Below are 11,636 nucleotides of genomic sequence, written 5' to 3'. Positions count from 1 at the left end.
TTTGAGAAAAAGAGACGAGACTAATTGTAAATCGCTCAGCTCTATTTCAGCCGACAAAAATAAGATAAAAAAAGGGCTTTACCTCCTTTTATACGATATACAGTTTGCTTATTTGAGTAACGAGAAGGAATTTCAGACAAAAGTGTTCTTTTTTCAAATCCCATTCAATATTAGTCCTCTCTAAAGGGATAAAAAAAAGACCCTTACCACGGTAAGAGTCTTTCCTTTATATCTTCGTTTGCTTAATTAAAAAGCGAATCGACAAATTCATCTCGGTTGAAAACCTGTAGGTCGGTCATCGCCTCTCCTATTCCAATATACTTTACAGGAATCTTAAACTGATCGGAAACTCCAATAACCACGCCACCTTTAGCAGTACCATCAAGTTTAGTAATGGCTAAAGCGTTAACTTCTGTTGCTAAAGTGAATTGCTTTGCTTGCTCAAAGGCATTCTGTCCGGTAGAACCATCCAAAACCAAAAGTATTTCATGAGGTGCATCAGGAATCACACGATCCATTACACGTTTAATCTTACTCAACTCATTCATTAAGTTGACCTTGTTATGCAAACGCCCGGCCGTATCAATAATCACCACGTCAATACCATCTTGCTTAGCCTTAGTTAATGTCTCGAATGCTACAGAAGCAGGATCAGCACCCATACCTTGATCTACAATTGGCACCTGAACCCGATCGGCCCAAATATGCAATTGTTGAACCGCGGCGGCACGAAACGTATCGGCTGCACCCAACATAACCTTGCGTCCTGATTGTTTAAATTGATGAGCAAGTTTACCGATGGTTGTCGTTTTACCAACACCATTTACCCCAACAACCATTATCACATAAGGATAATCTGATTTAGGTAATTCCCAAGCATCGTATTCTCCCTTATTATTCTCTTGCAACAAAGCAGAAATCTCCTCTTTAAGAATTCGGTTTAACTCTGATGTTCCAAGAAATTTATCTTCTTCAACGCGTTTTTCAATTCTTTCAATAATTCGAACCGTTGTATCAACCCCAACGTCTGATGAAATTAAAATCTCTTCCAATTCATCTAATATGTCTTCATCAACTTTCGATTTACCTGCTACAGCTCTGGACAGCTTTTTAAATACGCTATCCTTAGTCTTTGCAAGCCCTTTATCTAGATTTTCTTTTTTTGATTTTGAAAAAATGCCAAATAATCCCATAGTATATAATACAGTTTAGCCGGCTAAATTACAAAAAAATCCCCTGCCATCTATTTATAATTATTCTTTTATTTGGCCGTTCAATACTTTTAACCCATTCAATATAAATCAAGCCAAATACATCCCTCTCCCAAGCATAATATTTACCAAATTAGAAGGCATAAAAAAAGCTCCTCAAATTGAGGAGCTTTAAAACGATATAGAAACTCTTTACTATTTAGCAAAGAAATCTTTAACATTAGCGTTAGGAACGATTTCTTCTTTAAAAGAATATGCTCCAGTTTTAGGCGATTTCACCATCTTGATTACTTTAGCGTAACCACGACCTTCACCTTTTTGTAGGGATGCTACTACTTTCTTAGCCATAACTTAATATTATTTAATTTCTCTGTGAAGAGTAACTTTTTTCAAAATTCTATTATACTTCTTCAACTCCATACGATCAGGAGTATTCTTTTTGTTCTTAGTAGTAATGTATCTTGAAGTTCCAGGCATTCCACTAGTTTTATGCTCAGTACACTCAAGAATCACTTGTACTCTATTACCTTTTTTAGCCATTTTATATGCCTTTTAATATTTTTTAATAAATCCTTTTTCTTGAGCTTTTTTCAAAGCACCTTGAACACCTAATTTATTAATTAGACGTACTCCGGCAGCAGAAATTCTTAATTCAATCCAGCGATCTTCCTCAGGAAGATAGAACTTCTTATCGAATAGATTTGGATAAAATCTTCTCTTAGTTCTTCTTTTTGAGTGAGAAACGTTATTTCCCACCATTACGCTCTTTCCAGTAATTTGACAAACTCTTGACATAGTCCAGATTATTTTTTTTCCTTAAATGCTTTTCAAACAGTGCGCAAAATACGCAATAATTTTCGAATTATTCAAATCTATTTGTAAGTTTTTTACAGTGAAATCGCAATTTTTATTTTCTGACTGACATGTAGCATCAAGAAAGCCCAATAATAAAGTAGCACACAGCTTTTCTTCAAATTATTTGAAGGGGCAAAGTTAGCATAAATACCTATTTACACGCCGGAAATCGAAAATATTTCATGCTTATTTTCTACAAGACATCCTTAATCATCGGGATTAAAGTCTTTATTGACACAGCAACGTTAGTCATGAAGAGTTTAACAGAGATTGCCAACAAGATGATTCCGAACACTTTTCGAAGAACATGTATCCCTCCTTCTCCTAAAAATCGTTCAACAATTGAAGTCGATCTTAGTACCAAATAAACGATGAATAAATTCAAAACTAGCGCTATTATGATGTTCTCAAGAGCATATTCAGCACGTAATGCCACTACGGATGTAAAGGATCCTGCTCCTGCAACCAAAGGAAATGCAATTGGTACGATAGAAACACCTGATGGGCCATCGTATTTAATGATATCTATTCCCAAAGCCATCTCCACACCCATTATAAATAGAATAAATGAACCCGCAATAGCAAAACTTGAAATATCAACACCAAAAAGACCCAAAAGCTTCTCCCCTAAAAATGTGAATCCTATTAATACGGCAAGTGCAACCAAACTTGCTTTTAAAGCTTTTATTTCACCACCCTTCTTCTTTAAGTCAACAAGAATTGGAATAGATCCAATAATATCGATTACAGCAAACAATACCATAAAAGCAGAAACAATCTCAATAAAACTAAAATGCATATTCTTATTTTTAAGTCCCAATAAGTATCAGGATGAAACATATATTTAAAACAATCAATACAAATTGACTTGCATTTTATTAAACACTCACATGTTAAAAAGATCAATTCAATTTTAAAAGTCCGCAAATATAACACAGATTATTCAAAATACGTTAAGAATATAACGTATCAATTAATACAATTCATTAAATAAGATCTTCTATGGCCACTACAAGTTTTGCATTAATCTTTAACATCAACTTCTTTATGAGGTATGAAAAATGTTCAAAGAACAGATCAGACTCAACTAACTCCTCAAGTTTTGATAGTTCATATTCTATTCGCCAGTAGTCTTGTTCAGTTTTGTTCCATGCCTTTATCATCTCAATACTATGAATAGGTAGAACAATTGAAAAACCGAAAATTGGGATTAAAGTCAAATCAATAATGTTCTCGTCAAAAATCTTATCCATCTCCTCACCGACAGCATTCAAATAACCATTAAAAGTATCAAAGAGATTTTCAAGGAAATCTATATCATTTATATCTAGCTCATCTAATTCTTTAGAAGATTCGCTATATAAGGCATGCATTAGCAATAGATACTCCTCTACTTTCTCAAGTTTTCCATCTTTATTCATTCCTGGCTGAACTTTATAAAACTCCAATATATTCCCTAAAATCTCCAAACGTGAGACACTTTCTTGATCCATCAATTTTACATCTTAATATTACTATCACAATAATACTTATTTTTGGGCGACTGATAAACAATTGCCATGTGTAAATAAATAGCAATTGTCTAAAACAAAATTACTATGAGCAAACGCGATTTAAAACTATATGTGAATGATCTTAATAAAAAACAACTGCAAGATCAAATTATAGAACTTTACACCCGTTTTAAAGAAGTGAAAGAATATTATGACTTTGCTTTTAATCCAAAAGAGAATAAACTTATTGAAGAATGTAAATTTAAAATCTCAAAAGAATATTTTCCACGTACAAAAAGAAAAGCTAAATGTAGACGCTCAGTCGCACAAAACTTTATACGTCATTTTAAGCGTTTGGGTGTTGATCCATCTTTAATTGCCGACATCATGCTATTTAATATTGAAATTGCACTAACCTATTCCTCTGAGAAGGAAAACATTCAAGACGCCTTTTGCAAAAGCATATTAAAATCATTTGATGAAGCTATAAACTATATTTCAGAAAATGGTCTCTCGAAGGAATACTCAACTCGTATTGAGAAAATTGTGGATGAAAGTTCAAATCAAAATTGGTTTAACAGAGAAGCATTCGAAAGATTATTAGGCTTAAAGAGAGATATACAATAAACTAATAACATATTCACACATTCACATATTTACAGTCAAACATCAATCGATTAACTAGCATCAATACTCGACGAACCAAGTATATTTCCTGATAAAAACAACCGAATAAATTCGCACCTTGTTAATGAAATGATTATAAACTAGAAAATAATCATCTATATCATGCTTATAAATCAAATATATTTCTAACTTTAGTTCGGAAATTCTGTTTAAAAAATAGGATTTGCAAACTAAATGATTGCAAGCGAAAGCTTGGTTAGTAGGTTAATTAATATCCTTTAGAAGTATTTGCCCATGTCCCCCCTAAGACATGGGCAATTTTTTGTCTTAAGTTTTTAAGTCCTCTACTCACCTATTTTTTAAAACACACTTCTTCAAAAAATAAAAACCATTCCATAATAATCCCAATCAGATCAAGCTTTATTCATCTTTTGGATTACTCCTTCCTTTTATGTAAATTATGTATTCAAACCTGAGGATAGAAAACACTCTGAATATGTAGATGTTTTTTTTTCTTGAGTTTTAAAAAACCATCTCAATTTTCATTAAAATCGTTAATTTATCGAAATCGTTTGCGTAGAATATGATTAACACTTTTTTTCTCTAATAGATAGATATTAAAAGACAATACAGTATGAAACAATTGATAATAAAGACGTAAGAGGAGATTGTAAAATAGAAAACAAGGGAAAAGCTGACATATCAGGGAGATGTATAACTTCTACCCCACGTTAAACCTACTAAATATCATTGAGATTAAATAAAAAATAAATATAAAAAATAGATATACATATTAGGATAGTTAAATATCTCAGCATAGTTTTGGGATTCCAAACCTAAAAAAAATATGATGAGTACAATACAAATTAGCATGATTGAAGAACTAAAAAAAGTTTTAGACGAACATCCAGATGTTAGAGAAAATCTTTCAAGAGAAGATTTAATTACAAAGGCTGTTGAAAATAAGGACGCCTTAGTAACACCAAATGGAGCTCTTGCAACTTGGACACCATCAAATTCAACAGGTCGTAGCCCTAAGGACACATATATTGTTAGAAATCCGGAAAGTGAATCAAATATCGACTGGACATCACCTAATAATATCGGCCTAAGTCCGCAAACGTTTGCGCTCATCTATGAAGATGCTTTAAAAACAATTCAGAGTAAAGAAACTATTTTCACTACCACTCGAGTAATTGGTGCTGATGCAAAATATGCTCTTCCAGTTAAAACAACTTCTGACAAAGCTCTAAATCAGGTTTTCATTGACAATATGTTCCGACCTGTACCAGAAGATATTCAGAATTCAATTTTTGCTGATCAAGAATTCCAATTAATTGCACTGCCTAACGACGAGCTCGACAAGGATCGTTACAAAGGTCTAGTGCGTGACTTGCCTAATGGTGAAACATCGGGACTTTGTGTTGTTGTTGATGTTGATAGAAGAATTGGTATCGTATACGGTTCTCAATATCAGGGTAGCATGAAAAAATTGATGTTTACTGTAATGAACTACCTACTTCCTTTCAATGGTGTGTTACCATTACATTGCTCTGCAAACGAAGGAAAAGGAAAAGATTCTGCTCTTTTATTAGGCCTTTCAGGTACTGGTAAAACAACACTTTCTGCTGATCCTAATCGTGCACTTCTAGGTGACGACGAGCATGGATGGAGTGATAAGGGTATTTTCAATTTTGAAAATGGTTGTTATGCGAAGATGATCGACATGGAGCGTAAAAACGAGCCGGAAATTTGGGATGCAGTTATGCATAATGCAGATTATAAAAAACATGGTGCTATTATCGAAAATGCAATGATGTATCCTAATGGAAGTATCGATTTCTTCGATACCAGATATACACCTAACTCGCGTGCATCATACCCTCTTGAGTTCTTAAGTAATATTAAACCTGAGTCAACTGCTGGTCACCCTAAAACTATTCTGTTTTTAACAGCTGATGCTTATGGTGTATTACCTCCAGTATCAAAATTAACTAAAGAACAGGCCATGCTTTGGTTCTTGATGGGATACACATCAAAATTAGCAGGTACTGAAACCGGAGTAACTGAACCTCAGGCGACTTTCTCACGTTTCTTTGGACAACCATTTATGCCTTGTAATCCAAACATCTATGCAGATATGCTTGGTGATAAAATGGACGAACACAACACCAATGTATTCCTAATTAATACGGGTTGGAGCGGTGGCTCATACGGAACTGGATCTCGTATCAAGTTAAAGTATACAAGAGCTATGGTTGATGCGGCCCTTAATGGCGAACTTGACAATGTTGAGTATGTTAAAGATGAATTATTCCACGTGAATATTCCTACAACTTGCCCTAACGTTCCTACTGAGATGTTAATTCCTATCAATACATGGGAAGACAAAAAAGCTTATAAGACAACTGCCGAAAACTTAGCACTGAAATTCTCTGCAAATTACGACAAGGCTTATAGCAAGCAAGACATCGATGCTAATATTATTGCTCAATGTCCTGGTAAATAAAAACATTTCTGATTAAGTCAGAAATCAATCATAAAAATGGCTATCAATTTATATTGATAGCCATTTTTCAGTTTTAACTTATGCTGTTTAGATTTCTTATCATGTATTACAAACCTCTTCGTCTAACAAATTGAAATATTTCATTAAATGTCCCTTCTCATTTCCAATTATCTGGGTCATACTAACAGTCCTTACAAGATTACGTCTATTCATTAATAAACCATACTCCAAATTACCAACTCCTCCCGTTTTATGGAACTTTAGAATAGTATTTTCATCTAAATGTGTTTCATTATTCAACCAATCCTTAAACCATTTCTCACGTTCCAACTTCATTTCCTTTGTATATAAAGTTGTTGATGACCAAAAATGAGCTTCATGTCTTGATAGCTCTTTCACTCGCAATTTTTTCTCATCCCAAATGAGCTCTGTTATTTGAATTCCAGACTTGTTTTGGACAACAACCAAAGTAAATGCTTCTATCCCTTCAAACTTATAATTCTCGAGAAAGTCATTAAGGTCAGAAAATTTAAAAAAATCAATAAGAATTAGCCCTCTACTCTGCCTATAATTAGGTTGACGTTGATGCTTGTCAAAAGCGCCATTGAGCAAACATAAACTTGTATCAGTACAATTACTTATTACCCAACTTCCTTTAGCTTTTGAATCTTTAGGATAAAATAATTCAATACCATCGTGCCGATATTTCTGTGGACTAAAAGCAACACGATTAGGATCTTCATCTCTATTGGTTGTAAAAATGAAATCCTGATCAGAAATTGGAATATAACTTAACGTGCACATTGGTCTTTATTATAACGGATAGTAGAGTAAGCTAATCCAAAATTTGGATCAATATTTACATGAGGGAATTGTTGATCAAGAGCAATACGAATTAGAGCCATATGATGAATTGCATGTTCCAAATTATAAGCCAATTCGCGCATTAAATTAGATCGAACCTGCTTCACTTCATCATTCTCCAGATTAAATCGGAAATACACACTCATATTTTTATTCACTGATAATTCGTCTAACCAAGACAAAATTGAGTCTAATCTATTCATTGCAGTTTCCAATTCAATCTCGATCTGAACATTACGAATACGAATATCATAATTAACTTCTCCAATCTCTGAACCTTCTCTTAATAAATCATAGAATTCAATAATATGTCGCATATGTTTACCTATCGAACTTCCCAATAAAAGAGACGAACAATGGGCATATTCCTCATTATCTAAACTATCACACAGATGAAATAGCTGCTTACATATTTCCTTAGAAGCGTTTATGATTTGCATAGAGTTGTTGTTTTTTCAAAAACAAGGTATCAAAAACTAGTCGTATTATATAATTCTTTAATGATGAATTTTACTTAGTTCTTTATTTAAGATTTTCAGATCTTTTTTATCTTGACCTTCCTGATGGACTAATATTTCTTATATATTTGGATACCTAAATCTAAACTATGCCCCGAAATAAAAGATATTATCCTCGATTTATAATCAAATGGTTCAACTTTGAGTTTTGGCCATCATGGTTATTCTATGCTCCTGTGTTTTCATATGGTTTTGTTTTAGCCATAAAGAGCAGATCATTTGGCTATTTTACCGCTGCTAATCCCGAAATGGCATTTGGTGGTGCCTACGGAACAGATAAAACTAAATTACTCAACTTACTGTCTTCAGAATATCATACCAAAGATTTTTTCGTTGCGGAAGAAAAATCTAAAGGTGATATTATTAAACTCATGAATGAAAATGAGATTTCGTTTCCTATAATTGCAAAACCTAATATCGGAGAGCGGGGCCGCGGTGTTGAAAAAATCGATAATGATACGGATCTGGAAAACTATTTAAGGGTTATCAATGAAGATCTTATTATTCAAGAATTTGTTTCTCATCCAATAGAATTAGGAGTGTTTTATCATCGCTTTCCAAACTGTACGCAAGATGGAATTAGCTCCGTGGTTATGAAAGAATTCTTAAGCATAACGGGAAATGGGCGTGATAGTTTTGGAAAGTTATTATCTACTAAGTTCAGAGCAAAATCGCGTTTAAAGTATTTTAAGAAAAAATATCCTAACAAATGGAATATTATCATTCCTGAGGGCATCACCTTTAAAGTAGAACCCATAGGAAACCATAGTAGAGGCACCAAGTTTTTAGATGGAACGCATCTTATTAACAACAAATTGGTTGAAGTCTTTAGAGAAATATCGAAACCTCTAAACGGATTCTATTATGGCCGTTTTGATATAAAGGTCAATAGTATTAATGATTTGTATGAAGGCCGAAATATCAAGATCTTAGAAATAAATGGAACAAATTCAGAACCTGCTCACATTTACGATCCTGACTATTCGTTATTCAAAGCTTATAGCGAGGTCGTTAAACACATGGATTTGGTCTATAAAATTAGTAGAGCAAATATGGCTTTAGGGATTAAACCCATGCCTTTTTTCTACTTGATAAGAGGATTATTACATCACCTTTTTGGTAAAAAGAAGCGATCTATCAATTTCGACAAGAATCTCAGTCTACGTTAAGTTATTCTTATTGGTTCAATTAGATCTCTATTTTACAAAACCCTACAATTCCTAGCTTTTTAGAACTCAAAATTGCTAAATTGCAGCTCAATTTTTAAACACACTTTATGGATTCATTTATTTCTCCCGACAGTCATTTTATACTCTTCTTTATTGTAGCTGGTGCCGCTGCTTTTGGCATCTATTCCGAACACAAAAAGTGGTTTGGAAAACTATCGGGAATTCTTGTTACAATGATATCCATGTCTATATTAGCCATGCTGGGCGTTCTCCCTGTTGCTTCAAATCCTAATGTAAAGGTTGAGGTTTACGATATGGTCTTCACCTATTTTATTCCTATCTCAATTCCAATGCTTTTGTTTAGCTCTAATTTGCTAAAAATCGTAAAGGAAAGTGGTAAGCTACTACTGGCCTATATTATTGGAGCGATAGGAATTGTACTCGGTTGTTTTCTAGCTTTTTCTTTGATTGATTTAGGCCCTGATGAAGGAAACACAGCTGGTGTAATTGCTGCAACTCTTATTGGAGGTAGCGTTAATTTTATTGCAGCTGCTGAGAGTTTAAATTTCAGCACCAATCCAATGTTTACAGCCACTATCGCTGTAGATAATTTGGTTTCGAATCTGTATACGCTATTTCTTTTTCTAACACCATCGCTAATGTTTTTGGCTCGATTCTTTGTAAAGCCTAAGAAAGAAAATGAAATTGAAAATACTGATCAAGATAAAAAAGAAGACTACCCAATCACCATGGAACGCATTGCTGTTTCAGTTTTTATTGCTGCATTTATAGCCGGTGCAGGTACTTTCATAGCTCCGTATTTAGAGAGATTGATTCAGACCGAAATAAACTTAAGCATTCTACTTATTACGCTATTTGCAGTATTGGCTGCCAACCTTTTTCCTAAACGCCTAAAAGCATTAGAAAATACAGCTTTTTCAGTTGGTATATGGATGATGTATATTTTCTTAGCGGTAATTGGAGCTGCAACTAATGTTCATCAGATTTTCGAAATCGGTCCTGCAATTCTAGGATTCTACCTTACTATTATGCTATTCCATTTCGTTTTCTTGTTAGCACTGGCAAAGCTATTCAAGCTCGATGTTTACGAAGTGGTTATTTCTTCTGCCGCAAATATTATGGGACCTTCTGTCGCAGCACCTATGGCTGCCTCTATGGGACAAAAGAAACTAATAACACCTGGAATTCTAGTCGGTATTTTAGGCTATATTATCGGAACATTTATTGGTGTATCTATAGCCGTATTTCTAAGCTAGAGCATACTTTAAAATATGAATTCAAAAAAAAGAATTGAAGTAACAGCTGCGATTATCCGAAAGGATAATCGCTTTCTGTGTGCGCAAAGAAAAGATTCAAGCGAACAGGGTGGTAAATGGGAATTTCCAGGTGGAAAAATAGAGCATGGAGAAAGCCCAGAAGCCTGCTTAGAGAGAGAGTTATTTGAAGAATTCAATATTCAAGCTACTTGTGGCAAGTTTCTATGTGAGAATACCCACGACTATGGCGATAAAATTGTAAATCTTAAAGCTTACTTTATCGACTCTACTCAAGGTCGTTTTCAGCTTCTAGTTCACAAGGATATCAAATGGCTTACTTGTGATACGATACTCAATCTTGATTGGGCAGAAGCCGATTTGCCAATTGTCAACAGATTAATTGAAAACTCCAATTAAGTTAACTGCTCTCCCCCATCGCAATACAAAATTTGGCCAGTGAGAAAACTATTATCCAGAATATAATCCAGCGATTTTAAAATGGGTTGCATGCCTCCAGGTACTTTCATTGGTGTTAAAACGGCCCTGTCTTCAAGATAATTTTCATCGGCATTAGCTGGAGCGATAGTAGACCCCGGAGCGATACCATTTACTCTAATATCAGGTCCAAATTCCAAAGCGCCCATTTGAGTCAGATGAGATAAGGCAACTTTAGATAGACTATAAGCAGCATAGTCAGACGCATATTTGCTTATTCGCGTATCAAGAAAGTTTACAATGACTCCTCTTTTACAGATATTCGCATAATCGCGCATTAAAATAAAAGGCGCTTTAAAGTTGACGCTCATCTGCTCATTAAGCAATTCAATACTTGTTTCTTTTATGGAACTGTGACTATAAACAGAAGCATTATTAATCAAGAGATCAATCTGACCAAATTCCTCATTAACCTCAGCAATTAAAGATTCACAGGCAATCTCATCGGAAAGATCGCAACAAAAAACTTTAAATACCTGCTTAGGATACATGGCTTTAAGGTAATCTCTCAAAGCCATAGCCTCCCCTTTTGATGTATTATAATGGAGGGCCAAATTCCACGATTGCTTTGCCAAATGAAGAGCTAACTCTTTCCCAATTCGTTTAGCCGATCCTGTT

General features: G+C 34.2%; 15 protein-coding genes. 6 read left to right on the top strand and 9 right to left on the bottom strand.

Going from position 1 to position 11,636, the window contains the following annotated elements:
- A partial coding sequence (locus tag ABY905_RS08985) for a hypothetical protein (RefSeq protein ID WP_372642712.1) occupies positions 1–184 on the top strand: 184 nt, incomplete at its 5' end.
- Positions 185–242: 58 nt separating this feature from the next.
- Here the strand turns inward: ABY905_RS08985 and ftsY are convergent.
- The 6 genes from ftsY to ABY905_RS08955 all read right to left on the bottom strand — a co-directional run bounded on the left by ftsY (position 243) and on the right by ABY905_RS08955 (position 3,559).
- The gene (gene ftsY / locus ABY905_RS08980; RefSeq protein WP_372642710.1) at positions 243–1,193 is read right to left on the bottom strand and encodes a signal recognition particle-docking protein FtsY; all 951 of its coding nucleotides are present in this window, start codon (positions 1,191–1,193) and stop codon (positions 243–245) included.
- 213 nt (positions 1,194–1,406) lie between these two features.
- The gene (locus ABY905_RS08975) at positions 1,407–1,559 is read right to left on the bottom strand and encodes a DUF4295 domain-containing protein (RefSeq protein WP_125032073.1); all 153 of its coding nucleotides are present in this window, start codon (positions 1,557–1,559) and stop codon (positions 1,407–1,409) included.
- Between the two features lie 9 nt (positions 1,560–1,568).
- Positions 1,569–1,751 (bottom strand): 50S ribosomal protein L33, encoded by a 183-nt coding sequence (gene rpmG, locus ABY905_RS08970; protein ID WP_372642707.1) that lies wholly within the window; start codon positions 1,749–1,751, stop codon positions 1,569–1,571.
- Positions 1,752–1,763: 12 nt separating this feature from the next.
- On the bottom strand, positions 1,764–2,006 hold the full coding sequence (gene rpmB, locus ABY905_RS08965) for a 50S ribosomal protein L28 (RefSeq protein ID WP_125032071.1): 243 nt from the start codon (positions 2,004–2,006) through the stop codon (positions 1,764–1,766).
- Between the two features lie 253 nt (positions 2,007–2,259).
- On the bottom strand, positions 2,260–2,865 hold the full coding sequence (locus ABY905_RS08960) for a MarC family protein (RefSeq protein WP_372642705.1): 606 nt from the start codon (positions 2,863–2,865) through the stop codon (positions 2,260–2,262).
- 187 nt (positions 2,866–3,052) lie between these two features.
- Positions 3,053–3,559, bottom strand: a complete 507-nt coding sequence (locus ABY905_RS08955) for a hypothetical protein (RefSeq protein ID WP_372642703.1) — start codon at positions 3,557–3,559, stop codon at positions 3,053–3,055.
- A 105-nt stretch (positions 3,560–3,664) separates the two neighbouring features.
- On the opposite strand from ABY905_RS08955, the gene ABY905_RS08950 reads away from it, so the two are divergent.
- On the top strand, positions 3,665–4,186 hold the full coding sequence (locus ABY905_RS08950; protein WP_372642701.1) for a DUF6155 family protein: 522 nt from the start codon (positions 3,665–3,667) through the stop codon (positions 4,184–4,186).
- A gap of 850 nt (positions 4,187–5,036) precedes the next feature.
- A complete protein-coding gene (locus tag ABY905_RS08945; protein ID WP_372642698.1) occupies positions 5,037–6,695 on the top strand; it encodes a phosphoenolpyruvate carboxykinase (ATP) in 1,659 nt (552 codons plus the stop codon).
- A 99-nt stretch (positions 6,696–6,794) separates the two neighbouring features.
- On the opposite strand, the gene ABY905_RS08940 is transcribed toward ABY905_RS08945, so the two are convergent.
- Both ABY905_RS08940 and ABY905_RS08935 read right to left on the bottom strand, forming a co-directional pair.
- Positions 6,795–7,499 (bottom strand): NRDE family protein, encoded by a 705-nt coding sequence (locus tag ABY905_RS08940; protein ID WP_372642696.1) that lies wholly within the window; start codon positions 7,497–7,499, stop codon positions 6,795–6,797.
- A complete protein-coding gene (locus ABY905_RS08935; RefSeq protein ID WP_372642694.1) occupies positions 7,487–7,999 on the bottom strand; it encodes a hypothetical protein in 513 nt (170 codons plus the stop codon). The genes ABY905_RS08940 and ABY905_RS08935 overlap by 13 nt, the downstream gene beginning before the upstream one ends.
- 167 nt (positions 8,000–8,166) lie before the next feature.
- On the opposite strand from ABY905_RS08935, the gene ABY905_RS08930 reads away from it, so the two are divergent.
- The 3 genes from ABY905_RS08930 to ABY905_RS08920 all read left to right on the top strand — a co-directional run bounded on the left by ABY905_RS08930 (position 8,167) and on the right by ABY905_RS08920 (position 10,940).
- Positions 8,167–9,246: a hypothetical protein gene (locus tag ABY905_RS08930; protein WP_372642692.1), complete on the top strand. Its 1,080-nt coding sequence runs from the start codon at positions 8,167–8,169 to the stop codon at positions 9,244–9,246.
- A gap of 107 nt (positions 9,247–9,353) precedes the next feature.
- Positions 9,354–10,523, top strand: coding sequence for a DUF819 domain-containing protein (locus ABY905_RS08925; RefSeq protein WP_372642690.1), 1,170 nt, complete (start codon positions 9,354–9,356; stop codon positions 10,521–10,523).
- 15 nt (positions 10,524–10,538) lie between these two features.
- Entirely contained in the window at positions 10,539–10,940 is a 402-nt protein-coding gene (locus ABY905_RS08920) for a (deoxy)nucleoside triphosphate pyrophosphohydrolase (RefSeq protein ID WP_372642688.1), read from the top strand.
- Here the strand turns inward: ABY905_RS08920 and ABY905_RS08915 are convergent.
- Positions 10,937–11,636, bottom strand: a 700-nt coding sequence (locus ABY905_RS08915) for an SDR family oxidoreductase (RefSeq protein ID WP_372642686.1), incomplete at its 5' end; no start/stop codon positions are given. The two genes, ABY905_RS08920 and ABY905_RS08915, sit on opposite strands and share 4 nt — an antisense overlap.

Origin of the sequence: Ancylomarina sp., from assembly GCF_041555295.1 — a bacterium.
In the GTDB taxonomy this organism is placed as follows: Bacteria; Bacteroidota; Bacteroidia; order Bacteroidales; family Marinifilaceae; genus Ancylomarina.
This window is presented reverse-complemented; position numbering and strand designations above follow the sequence as displayed.